Source organism: Ruegeria hyattellae, assembly GCF_041537925.1.
In the GTDB taxonomy this organism is placed as follows: Bacteria; Pseudomonadota; Alphaproteobacteria; order Rhodobacterales; family Rhodobacteraceae; genus Ruegeria_C.
Genome location: NZ_JBGOSH010000005.1, coordinates 366,138 through 382,963, shown reverse-complemented (window position 1 = coordinate 382,963; position 16,826 = coordinate 366,138). Strand labels below are relative to the sequence as shown.

16 protein-coding genes, 1 pseudogene and 1 riboswitch are annotated in these 16,826 nt (G+C 63.1%); of the genes and pseudogenes, 14 read left to right on the top strand and 3 right to left on the bottom strand.

What is annotated here, in order from left to right; genetic code table 11:
* Positions 1 to 14: 14 nt before the first annotated feature.
* Entirely contained in the window at positions 15 to 1,031 is a 1,017-nt protein-coding gene (locus AB1E33_RS15190; RefSeq protein ID WP_372578109.1) for a TRAP transporter substrate-binding protein, read from the bottom strand.
* A gap of 134 nt (positions 1,032 to 1,165) precedes the next feature.
* Here AB1E33_RS15190 and AB1E33_RS15185 point away from each other — a divergent pair, with 134 nt between their 5' ends.
* Both AB1E33_RS15185 and AB1E33_RS15180 read left to right on the top strand, forming a co-directional pair.
* Complete coding sequence (locus tag AB1E33_RS15185; protein WP_372578108.1) at positions 1,166 to 2,080, top strand: LysR family transcriptional regulator; 915 nt, start codon at positions 1,166 to 1,168, stop codon at positions 2,078 to 2,080.
* A gap of 92 nt (positions 2,081 to 2,172) precedes the next feature.
* Positions 2,173 to 2,283 (top strand): annotated as a pseudogene (locus tag AB1E33_RS15180) (IS481 family transposase); the annotation flags it as partial.
* 35 nt (positions 2,284 to 2,318) lie between these two features.
* Here AB1E33_RS15180 and AB1E33_RS15175 read toward each other — a convergent pair.
* Positions 2,319 to 3,278 carry an NAD(P)-dependent oxidoreductase gene (locus tag AB1E33_RS15175; protein ID WP_372578107.1) on the bottom strand — a complete coding sequence of 320 codons (960 nt, stop codon included), beginning with the start codon at positions 3,276 to 3,278 and terminating at the stop codon, positions 2,319 to 2,321.
* Positions 3,279 to 3,419: 141 nt separating this feature from the next.
* Positions 3,420 to 3,630: riboswitch (cobalamin riboswitch) on the top strand.
* Positions 3,631 to 3,716: 86 nt separating this feature from the next.
* Between AB1E33_RS15175 and AB1E33_RS15170 the strand changes: the two genes are divergently transcribed.
* Genes AB1E33_RS15170 through cobJ form a run of 7 tightly spaced genes read left to right on the top strand, consistent with a single transcriptional unit; the run spans position 3,717 to position 11,679 of the window.
* Positions 3,717 to 4,091, top strand: a complete 375-nt coding sequence (locus AB1E33_RS15170; RefSeq protein WP_249710085.1) for a DUF1636 family protein — start codon at positions 3,717 to 3,719, stop codon at positions 4,089 to 4,091.
* A gap of 2 nt (positions 4,092 to 4,093) precedes the next feature.
* The gene (cobW, locus tag AB1E33_RS15165; RefSeq protein WP_372578106.1) at positions 4,094 to 5,149 is read left to right on the top strand and encodes a cobalamin biosynthesis protein CobW; all 1,056 of its coding nucleotides are present in this window, start codon (positions 4,094 to 4,096) and stop codon (positions 5,147 to 5,149) included.
* Positions 5,150 to 5,158: 9 nt separating this feature from the next.
* Positions 5,159 to 8,452: a cobaltochelatase subunit CobN gene (gene cobN / locus AB1E33_RS15160; protein ID WP_372578105.1), complete on the top strand. Its 3,294-nt coding sequence runs from the start codon at positions 5,159 to 5,161 to the stop codon at positions 8,450 to 8,452.
* Positions 8,449 to 9,576 carry a ferredoxin-like domain-containing protein gene (locus AB1E33_RS15155; RefSeq protein WP_372578104.1) on the top strand — a complete coding sequence of 376 codons (1,128 nt, stop codon included), beginning with the start codon at positions 8,449 to 8,451 and terminating at the stop codon, positions 9,574 to 9,576. The genes cobN and AB1E33_RS15155 overlap by 4 nt, the downstream gene beginning before the upstream one ends.
* A complete protein-coding gene (locus AB1E33_RS15150; RefSeq protein ID WP_372578103.1) occupies positions 9,576 to 10,205 on the top strand; it encodes a precorrin-8X methylmutase in 630 nt (209 codons plus the stop codon). The genes AB1E33_RS15155 and AB1E33_RS15150 overlap by 1 nt, the downstream gene beginning before the upstream one ends.
* On the top strand, positions 10,202 to 10,930 hold the full coding sequence (locus AB1E33_RS15145; protein ID WP_372578102.1) for a precorrin-2 C(20)-methyltransferase: 729 nt from the start codon (positions 10,202 to 10,204) through the stop codon (positions 10,928 to 10,930). Before AB1E33_RS15150 ends, AB1E33_RS15145 begins: the two co-directional genes overlap by 4 nt.
* On the top strand, positions 10,927 to 11,679 hold the full coding sequence (gene cobJ, locus AB1E33_RS15140; protein ID WP_372578101.1) for a precorrin-3B C(17)-methyltransferase: 753 nt from the start codon (positions 10,927 to 10,929) through the stop codon (positions 11,677 to 11,679). The genes AB1E33_RS15145 and cobJ overlap by 4 nt, the downstream gene beginning before the upstream one ends.
* Here the strand turns inward: cobJ and AB1E33_RS15135 are convergent.
* On the bottom strand, positions 11,652 to 12,416 hold the full coding sequence (locus tag AB1E33_RS15135) for a cobalt-precorrin-6A reductase (RefSeq protein WP_372578100.1): 765 nt from the start codon (positions 12,414 to 12,416) through the stop codon (positions 11,652 to 11,654). The two genes, cobJ and AB1E33_RS15135, sit on opposite strands and share 28 nt — an antisense overlap.
* Here AB1E33_RS15135 and cbiE point away from each other — a divergent pair.
* The 5 genes from cbiE to cobA are packed head-to-tail and all read left to right on the top strand — an operon-like array spanning position 12,415 to position 16,810.
* On the top strand, positions 12,415 to 13,614 hold the full coding sequence (gene cbiE / locus AB1E33_RS15130) for a precorrin-6y C5,15-methyltransferase (decarboxylating) subunit CbiE (RefSeq protein WP_372578099.1): 1,200 nt from the start codon (positions 12,415 to 12,417) through the stop codon (positions 13,612 to 13,614). The genes AB1E33_RS15135 and cbiE overlap by 2 nt on opposite strands.
* Positions 13,596 to 13,979 carry a cobalamin biosynthesis protein gene (locus AB1E33_RS15125; RefSeq protein ID WP_372578098.1) on the top strand — a complete coding sequence of 128 codons (384 nt, stop codon included), beginning with the start codon at positions 13,596 to 13,598 and terminating at the stop codon, positions 13,977 to 13,979. Before cbiE ends, AB1E33_RS15125 begins: the two co-directional genes overlap by 19 nt.
* The gene (cobM, locus tag AB1E33_RS15120; RefSeq protein WP_372578097.1) at positions 13,976 to 14,770 is read left to right on the top strand and encodes a precorrin-4 C(11)-methyltransferase; all 795 of its coding nucleotides are present in this window, start codon (positions 13,976 to 13,978) and stop codon (positions 14,768 to 14,770) included. The genes AB1E33_RS15125 and cobM overlap by 4 nt, the downstream gene beginning before the upstream one ends.
* Positions 14,763 to 16,094, top strand: a complete 1,332-nt coding sequence (locus AB1E33_RS15115; RefSeq protein WP_372578096.1) for a cobyrinic acid a,c-diamide synthase CobB — start codon at positions 14,763 to 14,765, stop codon at positions 16,092 to 16,094. The genes cobM and AB1E33_RS15115 overlap by 8 nt, the downstream gene beginning before the upstream one ends.
* A complete protein-coding gene (gene cobA / locus AB1E33_RS15110; RefSeq protein WP_372578095.1) occupies positions 16,091 to 16,810 on the top strand; it encodes a uroporphyrinogen-III C-methyltransferase in 720 nt (239 codons plus the stop codon). The genes AB1E33_RS15115 and cobA overlap by 4 nt, the downstream gene beginning before the upstream one ends.
* The last annotated feature ends 16 nt before the right edge of the window (positions 16,811 to 16,826 follow it).

Genomic DNA, 16,826 nt, shown 5'->3' with positions numbered 1-16,826 from the left:
GCATTTGGTCGGGATCAGTTGCCGGACAGCTCTGTCTGCAGGGCATCCAGCAGTTCCTGACCACGGTCGCCAACGATCTCGACATAGGCAGCAGATGTACCTGTGCTCTGGGCTCGGAAGGCGTCGCGCTCTTCGTCGGTCAGGACAATCAGACCGATGTCGGGCTTGGCTTCCTTGATGATGTCCAGGCGCTGCTGGTTGAAATCGGTCACAACGCCATCAATGAAACCGGTCATGTCGGCCATTGTGTCACGCACCAGCTGCTGACGGTCGGGGTTGAGAGTGTCGAACCAGTCCGATCCGGCGACAACAGTGGTCACCAGCTCTTGTTCGCCAGCCCAGATCAGGTGGCTGGTCACCTCGTAGAACTTCATCTCTTCGATGGTCGGGATCGGGTTGACCTGACCATCCACGGCACCCAGCTGCAACGCGCCGAATACCTCGCCAAACGGCAGCGGCGTCGGGCTGGCGCCCATGTTCTTATAGGTCTCCAGCAGGATCGGCGAAACCATCACCCGCATCTTGAAGTTTGAGAAATCCTCAGGTGCGCGGATTTCACGGTTGGTGGTCCAGACCTGGGGGCCTTCGGAATACATGGTCAGAACTTCCAGACCGCGCTGACGGAAATCATCGTTCAGCGGACCATAAATGGTTTCCGAATTGCTGAGGATGTTCGAAGTCGCCGCCGGGTCGGACGGCAACAGATAGGGCAGCAGGAACACCTGGCTTTCCGGCACGATGGTGCCGAGGTTGCCGATGGAGACGTTGGTGAACTGGATGATGCCATCAGCGGCCTGCTCGACCGTTTCGGTTGCCGTGCCAAGCGTGCCCATCGGATAGACGGTCACAGTAACCTCGCCATCTGTTGCGGCTTCGATGCGGGATTTGAACTCCTGTGCATAGGCGTCCATGATCGAGCCCGGAATTTCCTCGATCGCGAATTTCCAATCCTCGGCCATCGCGCCAATCGGCGCCAGGCTGAGCAGCGCTGCGGCTGCGGTTGTCTTCAGTATGTTGAAAGAGAATGTCACGCGATTGTCCTCCCATATCGCTTAGCGGTCACTTCTGGGAACAATCACATCATGAGTTATTGCATAAAAAAATATCATATTGTTAATGTTCACATAACCAAATTTCATGTATTGGACGGCGAGAGGATTGTCTGTTGAAACTGCTGAGAAATACACTTCTCGAAACATTTGTGGCTGTCGTCGATTGTGGCGGTTTCACCGATGCACAGTTTACGTTGGGCATCACGCAATCCGCTATCAGCATCCGGATCCGCGATCTGGAAACGGCTCTTGGCTACCGGGTGTGCGAACGCGGCCGCGGTGGCTTCCGACTCACCGAACGGGGTGAGATCGCATATGGCAAAGCCAGAGACATTCTGCGCAGCGCACGTGATTTCGACGCCGAACTGCTGGAACTCCGGGACGTCACAACAGGCGATCTCCGGATCGGTGTTGTCGATGCCGTCAATACACTTGCGGATCTGAACTTGGATAAGTCGCTAAAGCGGTTCTTGGACCGCCCGAACGACGTACGTTTGGAAATCGTAGTCGCCTCACCAACAGAACTAACGCAACGGCTGATAACCGGAGAATTGCACGTGGCGATTGCACCGTTTCGCAATCAGGTCGCCGAACTGACCTACACCGAACTGTGTCAGGAAGAGCATTGGCTGTATTGCGGTCGCGACCATCCACTGTTTGACTTGCCCAATGACCAGATCGATCTCGATGTCATTTCGCGCTATCAGATATGTCAAAGATCCTACAGCATGCTGGTGTCACCGGAACTCCAGTCGAATGACCCAAAAGCAATCGTGGCAAATATGGAAGCGATGGCGACGCTCATTGAAACCGGCCATTATTTGGGACCTTTGCCAGTTCATTTTGTAGAAAGCCGGGGGCAGAACGGAAAGCTCAAAGAGCTTGCACCTAACCGATTGCACTGGACCTCGACATTCCACCTCGCAACCCGGTCTACAAGTCTGCACAGACGAGCAGTTGAACTGTTCGTTGCAGATGTAGTCCAGTCATGTGAAGCAAACAGAGATTTGCAAGATGCCGGAACCTAAGAGTGGTCACTATGTGTCATGTACTAATGTCCGCTTCGAGGCGTCTATCTGCCTTTTGAATGCGTCGCGGCATTACGTAGTAAAGGTAGAGTCTCAAGACGCTCAAGGGCCTCACATCATACGAATACATCTGCAAAATCTGGACTTCAGAGCCAGACAGATTCATTGCTGATCCGATCCACCAGTTGCCGGGACCGAACACGATCGGGTTGCATGACGCGCCTTGGCTCGTCCGCGGTCAGCCCGGCGCTGCGGCGCCTTTGGGCACCACTTCATACCCAGACTCCTCAGGCTCGTCATCGGACATTTCGGCGGGAAAGCCGGGCGTGCGGATATCGAGGCCGGTGGCCTCTTCCAGCCGTCGGATGATGTTGGGGGATAGTTCACGTGTGCCGAAGCGGGCGATACCGTCATCGATGATGCCCATCAGAAGCGGGTTGACCTCGAGCGGTACACCGGCGCGGTCGGCCACATCCTGAAACAACCCGATATCCTTCTTCACCAGATCCATGGTGAAAGAAATGTCGCGCGAGCCGTTCAGGATCACCTGGCTTTCGGTTTCATGTACAAAGGACGTCCCCGACGAGATCGCAATCGCCTCATAGGTCGTGTTTAGGTCCATTCCGGCGGCCTTTGCCGTCACCAACGCCTCGCAGCAGGTCACCAGATTGGCCGTGGCCAGATAGTTGGTGATCACCTTCAGCACCGAGGCCGAGCCCAACTCGCCGGTATGCAGGATGCGTCGACCCATCGTCTTGAGGAACGGCGCGATACGTTCGAAGGTGGCGCGATCACATCCGGCGAAGATCGAAATATTTCCGGTCGCCGCGCGGTGACAGCCGCCTGAAACCGGACAATCCACCGCCGCCCCGCCTCGCTCTATCACCAGCGCACCCAAGCGTTTGACTTCGGCCTCGTCGGTGGTCGACATCTCCATCCAGATCTTGCCGGGCGCAATCTCGGGCAACATCTGCTGCATCACCGCATCAGAGGCAGCGGGTGATGGCAAGCAGGTGATGACCGCATCGCAGTCGCGCATCAATTGGGCCGGGCTCTCACCACTTTTTGCCCCTTGGGCAACAAATGCACCGACCAGATCGTGATCCAGGTCGTGCACGGTCAGATCGACACCGTTGCGCAGCAACGATCCCGATAGCTTACCGCCCACATTTCCCAATCCGATGAACCCTACTTTCATGCCGCTTACTCCTTCGCGCATTTTGCTCATGCATGCATGGTGACAGACGCGCGGCATGCCGCTGTGCGACCCCGGCCTGTCGCTTTTTCACCCTTGGGGTCCATAGCTGTCGCGAAGCGCTTGACAACACCGCTCTGCCTGCCGCATGTCGCTGGCGTTGGTGTCCTTGAGAGAGGATGAAAAGGGAATGTGCCAGCGGGATCCCCCGTCAAGCACAGCCGCCCCCGCGACCGTGACCGGAGAGGGTGCCCAAAGCCACTGGCCTGAATGGCCGGGAAGGCGGGTCAGCCACCGGGGCCAGATGGCCCCGACATCCGCAAGCCGGGAGACCTGCCAGCGCCCGAACTGAGACCGGACGGGGTGTGCCGGTGACGGGTCCATGTCTTGCAGCGTGGCCCGCATGTACCCCGTCCCCCGCGACCCGAGGGGGGATGAGACGTGACCGAGACCGCACCAGTGGAACTGCTGGTCTGCACCACATGCCGCCGTGGCCTGGCCATCGAGGATGATGCCCAGCGTCCAGGCAGGCTGTTGCATGACGCGCTGACCGAGGTCGAGCTGCCCGAGGGCGTGCAACTGAAACCCGTGGAGTGCCTGTCAAACTGCGATCAGGGATGCTCCATCGTGCTGCGCGGCGGTCCGTCGCGCTGGACCTTCGTGTATGAGAACCTCAACGAGGCTGCCGACGTGGACGTGATCGTCGACGGCGTCACCAAATACCACGCCACCGCAGACGGGCTCGTGCCCTGGCGCGAGCGACCCGTCCATTTCCGCAAGAACTGCGCGGCCCGCATTCCCCCGATTGGAGCCTGAGAATGAGCACTCTCGAAAAACTTCCCGTTACTGTCATCACCGGCTTTCTGGGCTCGGGCAAGACCACACTGGTGCGCCACCTGATGCAGAACCCGCAGGGCAAACGTCTGGCCGTGATCGTCAACGAGTTTGGCGATGTCGGCGTTGATGGCGACATCCTCAAGAGCTGCGCCATTCCCGATTGCCCGGCAGAAAACATCATGGAACTGGCCAATGGCTGCATCTGCTGCACCGTTGCCGATGACTTCATCCCCACCATCGAGGCGCTGATGGCGCTGGACCCGCGACCCGATCACATCCTGATCGAAACCTCCGGGCTTGCGCTGCCGAAACCGCTGCTCAAGGCGTTCGACTGGCCCGATATCCGCTCGAAAATCACCGTCGATGGCGTGATTGCGCTGGCCGATGCCGAAGCTGTCGCGGCCGGCCGTTTCGCCCCCAATGTAGAAGCCGTGGACGCCCAGCGCCTTGCGGACGATTCGATCGACCATGAAACGCCGCTCTCCGAAGTGTTCGAGGACCAGATCTCCTGTGCCGACATCATCTTGCTGACCAAGCCAGATCTGGCCGGTCCCGAGGGCGTGGCCAAAGCCCGCAAGATCATTGCCGCCGAGGCCCCTCGCCCGCTGCCGGTGGTCGAGGTTGCCGAAGGTGCGGTGGATGTGCGTGTCGTGCTGGGCCTTGAGGCTGCGGCCGAGGATGACATGGACGCGCGGCCCAGCCATCACGATGGCCATGACGACCACGAGCATGACGATTTCGAAAGCATCATCGTTGAGTTGCCCGAACAGACCGATCCGGTCGAACTGGTCGCCAATATCGAACGTCTGGCTAATGAGCAGAACATCCTGCGGGTCAAAGGCTATGCCGCCGTCACGGGCAAGCCGATGCGCCTGCTGGTTCAGGCCGTTGGCGCGCGGGTGCGACATCAATATGACCGCCCTTGGAAACCGGATGAAGCGCGTCGCTCGCGGCTGGTCGTCATCGCCGAACATGACGACATCAACGAAGGTGCGATCCGCGATATCCTCGTCGGCGTTTCCGAGCCTGCCGAGTAAGGACCTCCGATGCACGTCGTCTTCCGCGAAAGCCACGGGTTAGAGGAAACGGAAACCCCGACCGATCTGGGCCAGAGCCCGGCGGATCTGGTGGTGCTGTCGTTCTCGGACAGTGACCTCGGCGCTTTTGCGGCGGGCTGGCATCGCGGTGGCGGATCCGAAGGTCGGATGCCGACCCTGCGGCTGGCCAATCTGACGGCGCTGAAACATCCTTTGTCCGTCGACACCTATGTGGAACAGACGCTGGAGGGCGCCAAAGGCATCCTGATCCGCCTGATCGGCGGCGTGCCCTACTGGCCCTACGGTTTGCAACAGGCTCTGGCGCTGGCGCAGGCCAAGGATATCGCGCTGGCCGTGCTGCCCGCTGACGGGCGCGAGGATACGCGGCTGGACGACTATTCCACCCTGCCCGTCTCGACGCTCAGGCGGCTGGCGCATCTGTGTGACACCGGTGGCGAGGTAGCAGCACAGGCGGCTTTGGCGCAGATGGCGCTAGCGGCGGGGCTTTATGCCGGGCCGGTAATGGGGTCCAAGACCATTCCCGAATGCGGCGCGTGGTGTCCCGATCACGGCGTGATCGCGCCCGAGACGGCCCTTGACGCAAGCAAACCACGCATTCTGGTCAGCTTCTACCGCGCCTACCTGACCTCCGCCGACACTGCCCCTATTGCTGCCCTGATCCGAGCCTTCCGTGCGCGCGGGGTCGATGCGGTGGGTCTTTTCGCGCCGTCGTTGAAAGCACCCCGCGCGGCGGATTGGCTATCGGACCAGGTGGCCGCACTTGCGCCCTCCGCCATCGTTAATGCCACGTCGTTTTCCGGCAAGGGTGCCTCGGGCACGTCGCCGCTGGATACCGCCGGGGTGCCGGTGTTTCAGGTCGCGCTGTCCACCTCGCGCCGCAAGGCGTGGGAGGAGGCCGAACGTGGGCTCTCGCCTGCCGATCTGGCCATGCATGTGGTGCTCCCCGAGGTTGACGGCCGCATTTCGGCGGGCATCGCATCCTTCAAAGAGCCGAGCAAACGTGACCCGGATCTGGAATATTCCCGGTTCGCCCACCGGGCCGAGCCTGAACGGATCGAAGCCATCATCGACCGGGTGACCGGCTGGTTGAACCTGAATAACAGGCCGAATTCAGAACTGGTGCCCGCACTTGTCCTATCGACCTATCCCGGCAAGGATTGGCAGATGGCCCATGCGGTGGGTCTCGACGCGCTGGCCTCGGCCGAAGCGATGCTGTCCGATTTGCAGGACGAGGGCTATGACACCGCCCCCGCCGCGCCAATTGCCGACACTCTGCTCGATTCGCGGATGTCCTGGCCGCTACAGGATTACCTGAGCGCGCTCGCGGAGCTGCCAGACCAACTCCGCACCGACCTCGAAACTGTCTGGGGCAAGCCCGAGGACGACTCCACTTTTTTAGACGGTGCTTTCCACTTCACCGTGGCACGGCGCGGCAAGGCGTTGATCGCCCTGCAGCCCGAGCGCGGCACGCCCGAGCTGCGCGAGGATGACTATCACGACCTCTCTCGCACTCCGCGCCATGGCTATGTGGCGTTTTACCTATGGCTGCGAAAGGCCCTCGGTGCCGATGCTCTGATCCACATCGGCGCCCATGGCACGCTGGAATGGCTGCCGGGCAAATCCGTCGCCCTCTCTGCGGAGTGCTGGCCCGAGGCGCTGATCCGCGATCTGCCGGTGATTTATCCCTTCATCGTCAACGACCCCGGCGAGGCGGCCCAAGCCAAACGTCGAATCGGCGCGGTCACGCTGGGCCATATCCCGCCTGCCCTGAAAGAAAGCGGTACGCCTGATCGTATGGTGCGGCTGGAATCGCTGCTTGACGAGTTCTCGAATGCCGACGGGCTGGATCCGAAACGCCGCGACAGGCTGCAGGGTGATATCCGCGACGAGGCGCAGGCCATCGGCCTGGAAAACGATTTGGGTCTGGATCAGGCCACCTGCAGTGCCGAGGCCATTACCCGCATCGACCGCTTTGTCTGCGACATCAAGGAAAGCCAATTCGGCGACGGGCTGCACATCTTTGGCCGCGTGCCCGTAGTGGCAAGCCCCTTCGATGCCGCACAGTCGGCGCACGCCGAACGCCGCGCCCTGCTGGATGCGCTCGCAGGCAAGCGGATCGAGGCTGGCCCCTCGGGCTCGCCTTACCGGGGCCGCGAAGATGTGCTGCCTACAGGGCGCAACCTCTATACCACCGATCCGCGTTCGGTGCCGACTCGGGCGGCCTATGCACAGGGCGTGAAACTGGCAGAGGAACTCGTGCGGCGGCATCTGCAGGAAGAGGGCGACTATCCCAAGGGGCTGATCGTCGACCTGTGGGGATCGGCCACCATGCGCACGGCAGGCGAAGAGTTCGCCATGGCGCTGCACCTGTTGGGGGTGAAACCGGTCTGGGATGCCGGGTCCGAGCGGGTGTCCGGCATCGAAGTGCTGCCGATCACCGATCTGGACCGCCCCCGCCTGGACGTGACCCTGCGCGTCTCGGGCCTGTTCCGCGATGTCTTTCCGACGCTGTCGGCGCTTTATGGGCAAGCGGTTCGCGCGCTGTCTGAGCGGGATGAAGCGCCGGATTGGAACCCTTATGCCGGTCATGCCCCCGGCGTTCGGGTCTATGGCCCGGCGCCCGGCAGCTATGGTCTGAACATGACGCATCTGTCGGAAACCTATACGGACGAGGCCCGCGCGCAAGCGGGCGAGGCTTGGCTGGACGCCAGTTCCTTCGCGCTTGAGGGCGAGCATATCGCACGGGATGTCGAGGGGATCACCCAACGCGTCGCCAACGCGGACAGTTTTGTGCATCTGCAAGATCTGACCGAAACCGACCTGCTGCTGGCCAATGACTATGCCACCCACGAAGCCGGGTTCGCCGCCGCAAAAAAAGTGACCGGTGGCACCGCCCAGCTCTATCACCTCGACAATACCGATCCGGAGAAACCCCGCGCCCGCACGCTGCCCGAAGAGATTGCCCGCGTGGTGCGTGCCCGCGCCGCCAATCCCGGCTGGATCGCCGGAATGCAGCGACATGGCTTCCGTGGGGCGGCGGAAATCGCGGCGACGCTGGATCACATGGCATCCTTCGCGCATCTTTCGGGCACCGTCGCGCCGCATCTGTTCGATCTCTATCACGAAGCCACGCTGGGCGACGCTGATGTGGATGCCTTTTTGCAAGAGGCCAACCCTCAGGCGCATCAGGCCATGCAGGACAGGTTCCGCGCCCTGTTCGAGGCTGGCCTCTGGGACACGCGCCGCAACTCGATCCGCGCCGGGCTGGAGGCAGGGCTATGACCAAGCCAGTCGTACAGGGCTGGTGCCCCGGCGCCCATCGCCCGATGATGTCAGGGGACGGGCTGGTGGTGCGGGTGCGGCCCCGGCTGGCGCGGCTGACAGCGGATCAGGCGTTGGGGCTGTGTGACGCGGCCGAGCACTTTGGCAATGGCACGATCGACTTGACCAACCGTTCAAATCTGCAATTGCGCGGGGTGAAGGAGGCCGACCTTCAGGCCCTGCTTTCCGCCCTGTCGGATCTTGGCCTGCTGGATGCTGAGCCCGGGATTGAGGTAAAACGCAATATTCTGGTCTCGCCACTCTATCAGAAGGGCGATCTGACGGCGCGGCTGGCGCAAGAGCTGATCGACCGGCTGGACGAGTTGCCCGCCCTGCCTGCGAAGTTCGGATTCGCCGTCGATACCGGCCCCGAGCGCCTGCTGACCCAGGACTCTGCCGATATCCGGGTCGAGCGTGGTCAAGGCGGGCTGATTCTGCGGGCTGACGGGGCCGAAACCGGGCGGTCCGTGACTGAACGCGACGCGACCACGCAGTTGATTGCGCTTACCCGCTGGTTCTCAGAAAATACCACGCAGGACGCGCGCCGCATGGCACGACTGATCGCCTCTACGGAGTTGCCTATAATCTGGCAGGGCAGCGCGCCGGGTCCGCTCGGCAATCGCATCGAACCGGGCCAGACCTTCCTCGGCCCGCTCTACGGCGCGCCCTTCGGTCAGCTTCCGGCGCGGGCTTTGTCTGACCTTATCGGGGCGTCCAGGGCGTCGGCGTTGCGCATCACGCCCTGGCGGCTGTTCCTGCTGGAAGGCGGGGCGGCGCTCACTCCTGCAGAGTTTGTGACCAGTGGCACCGATCCGCTGATGACAACCGACGCCTGCCCCGGCGCCCCTCTCTGTCCGCAGGCGCAAGTGGAAACGCGCGCACTGGCAAGGTCATTGGCCCCAATTACGGGCGGCGCGTTGCATGTCTCGGGCTGCGCCAAGGGCTGCGCCCGCATTGGCCCTGCCGATGTCACGCTTGTCGGCAATGCCGGACGATTTGATCTTGTCAAACGGGGCCGCGCGGGGGATGAGCCCTGCCAGCGCGGCCTGACCGCCCACGACCTCATGACCATGGACCTGACCTGATGCCTTATGAATACGAAACTGATGGCGCGGCGATCTACAAGCAGAGCTTTGCCACCATCCGGTCCGAGGCCGATCTGGCGCGTTTCGATGCCGATGAGGAACAGGTCGCCGTCCGCATGATCCATGCCGCTGGCATGGTTGGGCTGGAAAAATTCGTGCATTTGTCGCCCAGTTTCGTCACCGCCGCCCGGTCCGCGCTGGAGGCGGGTGCGCCGATCCTGTGCGACGCGCGGATGGTCAGCGAAGGTGTGACCCGGTTCCGCCTGCCCGCCGAGAACGAGGTGATCTGTACTCTACATGACGATCGCGTGCGCCCGCTGGCGGCTGAAATGGGCAACACCAGATCGGCCGCGGCACTGGAGCTGTGGCGACCGCATCTGGGCGGCGCGCTGGTGGCCATTGGCAATGCGCCCACGGCACTATTTCACCTACTGAACATGCTCGAAGACCCCGATTGCCCCCGCCCCGCTGCGATCATCGGCTGTCCGGTGGGCTTTGTCGGCGCTGTTGAAAGCAAGGACGCATTGTGGGAGGCGCAGCCGGTGCCGTCCTGCATCGTCAAAGGCCGCCTGGGCGGCTCTGCCATCACCGTGGCCGCAATCAACGCCATCGCGAGCCGCTCCGAATGAGCGTTGGCACCATATTTGGCGTCGGCCTCGGCCCCGGCGACCCGGACCTGATGAGCGTCCGGGCAGACCGACTGCTGCGCGGCGCACAACATGTGGCCTATTTCCGCAAGGCGGGCCGCACTGGGCAGGCGCGCAAGATCGTCAATGGCATGATCCCTGACGACGCCGTGGAGTTTCCCATGGAATACCCGGTCACCACCGAGATTCCCGTCAGTGACCCGCGCTACAACGACCTGCTGTCGACCTTCTACGAAGACTGCACTGCACGGTTAAAAAAATTGTCGATTCAGGGCCAGAACGTTGTGGTTCTCTGCGAGGGTGATCCGTTCTTCTACGGATCTTTCATGCATCTTTACAGTCGCTTGCGCGACGAAGCTCCGGTAGAAATCGTGCCCGCCATCACCGGTATGTCCGGCGCCTGGACCGCAACGGGTGATCCGATCACATGGGGCGATGATGTGTTGACCGTGCTGGTGGGCACCCTGCCGGAGACAGTGCTGGCTGAACGCATGACGCAGACCGACGCGCTGGTGGTGATGAAGATCGGGCGCAATATCAACAAGGTGAAACGGGCGCTAAAATCCGCCGGACTCTATGAGCGGGCCTGGATTGTTGAATATGCCCAGATGCCCAACCAGACAGTGACCCGTCTGGCCGAGGCCTGTGGCGGGATCACACCTTATTTCTCCATCATCATCGTGCATGGGCAGGGACGGCGGCCATGAGCGGCTGGGTCAAGATCGCAGGGCTCGGCCCCGGCGATGCCGCACTGGTCACGCCCGAGGTGAGCGAAGCACTGGCCGACGCCACGGATGTGGTGGGCTACATCCCTTATGTTGCCTGCCTCGCCGAGCGCGCGGGGCTGACACTGCACGCCTCGGACAACCGGGTCGAGATCGACCGTTCGCAGCATGCCTTGCAGATGGCGGCAGACGGCAAGCGCGTGGTTGTGGTTTCCTCGGGCGATCCCGGCGTATTCGCGATGGCCTCAGCCGTCTTCGAGTCGGTGGAGAACGGTCCGGCAAATTGGCGTAATCTGGAGATTTCGGTGCTGCCGGGCATCACCGCCATGCTGGCCGCCTCGGCCCGCGCCGGTGCGCCGCTGGGGCATGATTTCTGCACCATCAACCTTAGCGACAATCTCAAGCCCTGGGCGTTGATCGAAAAACGTCTGCGCCTTGCCGCACAGGCGGATTTCGCCATGGCCTTCTACAACCCGCGCTCGAAGTCACGCCCGGAAGGCTTTGTGAAGACACTGGAAATCCTGCGTGAGGAATGTGAAAACGAGCGGCTGATCCTGTTCGCCCGCGCCGTCTCGACCCCGGATGAAGCACTGAATATCTCGACCCTGGCCGAGGCCACACCCGAGATGGCCGATATGCGCACCATGGTCATTGTTGGCTCTTCACGTACAAGGATCATCGAACGGCAAGGCGGCTCAATCCTTTACACGCCGAGGTTCACCCCGGAATGAGCGAGCCAGTTCAAAACCTGATCCGGGGTGGCGCATTCGCGGCGCGTAGGCAGGACGGGCCGGTCGATCATCAGAACCGGCAGGCCCAGCATCCGCGCCGCATCGATCTTGCCGCGCGCACCACTGCCCCCGGCATTCTTGGAGACCACCAATTGAGTGTCGTGGCGGGTCATGAGTGCCATATCGTCCTCCCCCGAAAAAGGTCCGCGCGCGACCACCACGTCCGCATGCGGCATCGGGATGTGCTGCGGCTCATCTACCAACCTCAGCAGGTAGTGGTGCTGGGGCTGAGCGGCGAAGACGTCAAGATGCAGGCGGCCCACGGCGAGGAAGATCCGTTTGGCGGGCCCAGCGAGTGCGCCCACTGCACCTTCGATATCCGTGACGCGCGACCAGTTATCGCCCGCGCATGCCTCCCATGGCGGACGCACCAGCGCCACCAAGGCAGTACCGGTGTCCGCGCAGGCAGCGATGGCGTTGCGACTCATCTGCGCCGCAAAGGGATGGGTGGCGTCGACCACATGGGTCACGGTCTTGTCGCGGATATAGGCGCTCAGACCAACGACACCTCCAAATCCGCCAATCCGCGTCGGCAGCGGCTGTGGGCGCGGTGTATCCACCCGGCCCGCATAAGAATATGTCGCGTTCAGACCCCGCGCGGCGACTGCGCGGGCCAGCGCGTTGGCCTCGGTTGTGCCACCAAGGATCAGAATGTTGGTGTTCGCGAGGTGCGGCATGGCTGAGCGTCCGTGGCTGACCGTGATCGGGTTGGGCGAAGATGGACCGGATGGCCTGCCCCCTGCAAGCCGTCACGTACTTGATGCCGCGCAGGTGGTGATGGGTCCGCCCCGTCATCTGTCGCTGCTGCCTGAAGGCCCGGCAGAGCGGGTGGAATGGCCGGTGCCGTTTTCGGACGGTTTGCCGCTGCTCGAAGCTCTGCGGGGCAAGCGGATTGTGGTGCTGGCCTCGGGCGATCCGTTCTGGTTCGGGGTGGGCAGCGTGATCGCGCGGCACTTCACGCCGGAGGACTGGACGGCCCTGCCCGGGCAGTCAACATTCTCGCTTGCCGCATCCCGGCTGGCATGGCCACTGGAGAAGGTTCTGACATTTGGCCTGCATGCGGCACCATTGACCCGCCTGCGCCCGTATCTGGCACCGGGTATGCGCGCGCTGGTCCTGCTGCGCGATGGCACGGCGGTGCGCGATCTTGCAGCGTGGCTGATGGATAGCGGGTTCGGGGAGAGCCGATTGCATGTGCTGGAAGCGCTTGGCGGCCCACGGGAACGGCACCGCGAAACAACCGCCGAGGCTCTGGCATATGACGACATTCAGCACCCGGTCTGCGTCGGGCTCGAGGCACATGGTGACGGCCGCGTCCTGCCCCGGGCAAGCGGATTGCCGGACGATGCATTTGAAAGCGAAGGTCAGATCACCAAACGCCCGATCCGGGCGCTGACCCTATCCGCTCTGGCCCCGAAACCGTGCGAACATTTGTGGGATATCGGCGGCGGCAGCGGCTCGGTCGGGATCGAATGGCTGTTGAGCGATGAGAGCCTGACGGCAACCTCCATCGAGCCCCGCGCCGACCGGGCGGCGCGCATCCTCCGCAACGCTGATGCTCTAGGTGTCGACCGCCTGAACGTGGTGCAGGGCGAAGCACCGGGCGCACTGGCCGGGTTGCCGATGCCGAATGCCGTCTTTGTCGGCGGCGGGTTGAGCACTGCTCTGCTGGAATGGCTGAAAGCCTATCTGCCAAGCGGCACAAGGCTGGTCGCCAATGCGGTGACGCTGGAAAGCGAGGCGCTGCTGGCCGTCTGGCACAAAACACTTGGCGGTGATCTGCTGCGGATCGAATTGGCCAACGCTGCCCCGCTCGGGCCGCGCCGGGGCTGGAAAGCGGCCTATCCGGTGGTGCAGTGGAGCGTGACGTTTTGATCGTGGCCGGGTTCGGATTTGCCTCTGCCGCGACGGCGGAAAGCCTGCAAGATGTCTATAACCGCGCGGCCCGCGATCACTTTGTCACCGCGCTGGCCACCGCAGTTGACAAGGCAGTACACCCCGCTCTAACCGCTCTGGCCGCCGACCTGCACCTACCGGTTCTGCGCGTTGACGCCGCAGCATTGCAAACCGCCAGAACACTCACCCAATCACAACGCAGCGCAACCGAGCGCGGCACCGGCAGTGTGGCCGAGGCCGCCGCCCTTGCCACCGCCGGGTCCGATGCGCGGCTGATCGCCCCCAGACATATCTCGGCCGACCGCCTTGCCACCTGCGCGGTCGCTATCGGAGGACAGACGTGACCGTTCATTTCATTGGCGCCGGACCGGGTGCCGCCGACCTGTTGACCCTGCGCGGGCGCGACATCATCGCCGCCTGCCCAGTTTGCCTATACGCCGGATCGCTGGTGCCGGAAGAGATCCTCGCCCATTGCCCCGACGGCGCAAGAATCGTGAACACCGCATCGATGGATCTGGATCAGATCATGGCAGAGATCGCCGCCGCCCATGCCGAGGACAAAGATGTGGCACGGCTGCATTCGGGCGACCTGTCGGTCTGGTCTGCCATGGGTGAGCAGATCAGACGGCTGAAGGAGAGGGGTATTCCCGTCAGCGTCACCCCAGGAGTGCCTTCATTCGCCGCCGCTGCCGCCGCCCTGGGAACCGAACTGACCCTGCCCGGTCTGGCGCAATCGGTGGTGCTGACCCGCACACCGGGGCGCGCCTCGTCCATGCCCGAGGGCGAGACGCTGGAGAACTTCGCCCGCACAGGCGCGACCCTGGCCATTCACCTGTCGATCGGCAATCTCGACAGGGTCATCTCCGATCTGACACCTGCGTATGGTGCGGACTGCCCGGTCGCCGTGGTTTACCGCGCCAGCTGGCCGGATGAGCGGATCATCCGCGCCACGTTGGACACGCTCAAGGGCGCGCTGGAAGAGAGCATCTCGCGCACCGCGCTCATCCTGGTCGGCCCGGCGCTGGCGGGCGAAGGCTTTGACGAAAGCTGCCTCTATTCCAAATCCTATGACCGCCGCTACCGTCCGCAATCCGCTGACAGCCCTTGGTCCAGTTGGAACCACGGTGATGACTGAAGCGATGATGACCCCTCCCGGCTTGCTGATCTCGGCCCCATCCTCTGGGACCGGGAAGACTACAGTGATGCTGGGGCTGCTCAGGGCACTGGCTGAGGACGGGCTGGCGGTGCAGCCTTTCAAGAGCGGACCGGACTATATCGACCCTGCCTTTCATCTGGCCGCCGCCCGGCGACCCTCTTTCAATCTCGACACATGGGCAATGGACGAGGCGCTGCTGGGGGGCATCGCGACCCAGGCAACAGGGGCCGATATCGTCTTGGCTGAAGGCTCGATGGGGCTGTTCGACGGGGTGGCCAAGCCCGGAGAGACAGGCCACGGCACCAGCGCCGAGACCGCTTTGCGCATGGGTTGGCCGGTTGTTCTGGTGCTGGATGTGGGCGGTCAGGCGCAATCGGCGGCGGCCACGGCGCTGGGGTTCCGGATGTATAACCCGGACCTGCCCATTGCCGGCGTGATCCTGAACCGCTGCGCCAGCCCCCGCCACGAACGCCTGACCCGTCTGGGGATGGAACGGGCGGGCCTGCCGGTTCTGGGCGTGCTGCCGCGCCGTGGCGATCTGACCCTGCCCGAGCGGCATCTGGGCCTGATCCAGGCGGTCGAGCACCCAGATCTGGAGAGCGCCATCGCAGGCTATGCCGCATTCCTGCGCGAACATGTCGATCTGGACGCCATAAAGCGGGCAGCGGCCTCATCAAGCCCCAAGGGGCCATCTTCGACCGCGCTGCCGCAACCTCCGGCGCAACGGATCGCATTGGCCCGCGACGCGGCGTTTTCCTTCACTTATCCGCATCTGCTGGAAGGCTGGCGCGCGGCGGGGGCAGAGATCCTGTCGTTCTCGCCGCTGGCGGATGAGGCCCCTGCTGCGGACGCCGATCTGGTTTGGCTGCCCGGCGGCTACCCGGAACTGCATGCGGGCAGGCTTGCCTCTGCTCAGGTCTATCTGAACGGCCTGCGCAAACATGCCGAAACCAAGCCGGTGCATGGCGAATGCGGTGGCTACATGGCTTTGGGCGCGGCGCTGGTCGACAAGGAGGGCATACGGCATCCGATGGCGGGCCTTCTTGGGCTGGTTACGTCATATGAGAAACGCAAGTTCAACCTTGGCTACCGCAAGGCCACTCTGATCGCACCGATGCCAGGCTTCGACACCGGTTCGGCGCTGCGCGGGCATGAGTTCCACTATTCCTCGATCCTCGAACAGCCCGACGCGCCGCTGGCTCGCGTGGTGGATGCCGAAGGCGTGGAAGGCCCGCAAACCGGCTCGGTTCGTGGAACTGTGACGGGGACCTTCTTTCACATGATCGCCGAGGCTCGGTCATGAGCGGATTTGTCTCCTTCGTCGGCTCCGGCCCCGGTGACCCCGAGCTATTGACGCTGAAAGCGGTGGACCGTCTGCAAAAGGCCGATGCGATCCTGTTCGATGACCTCAGCAGCGGCCCGATCCTGAGCCATGCACGCGAGGACGCCGATCTGGTGGGCGTCGGCAAACGTGCCGGTCGCCCCTCGCCCAAGCAGGACCATGTAAGCCGGTTGCTGGTGGATTACGCCCGAAACGGCGCACGCGTCGTGCGGCTGAAATCCGGCGATGGCGGCATGTTCGGCCGACTTGAGGAAGAGCTGGTCGCCCTGCGCGCTGCCGAGATCGGTTATGAGATCATCCCCGGCATCCCCTCGGCCTGCGCGGCGGCAGCGGCGGCGGGCATTCCGCTAACCCGGCGGCTGACCGCACGGCGGGTACAGTTCGTGACCGGTCACGATATCAGCGGCAAGCTGCCCTCGGACTTGAATCTGGCCGCGCTGGCCGACCCGATGGCGACCACGGTTGTCTTCATGGGCAAACGCACCTTCCCTCTACTTGTCGAGGCGCTGCACGAGCATGGCCTGCCGCTGGACACGCCGGCCCTGCTGGCACAATCCGTTTCGACGCCCGGTCAGAGCCTGCAGCGCACAACGATGGGCGCATTGGCGGATCAATTGGCCTCGGAAATCGGGACCGCACCCGCGCTAATCCTCTATGGGCCGCTCGCGGATGGATGAATGCCGCTTTTAGGGT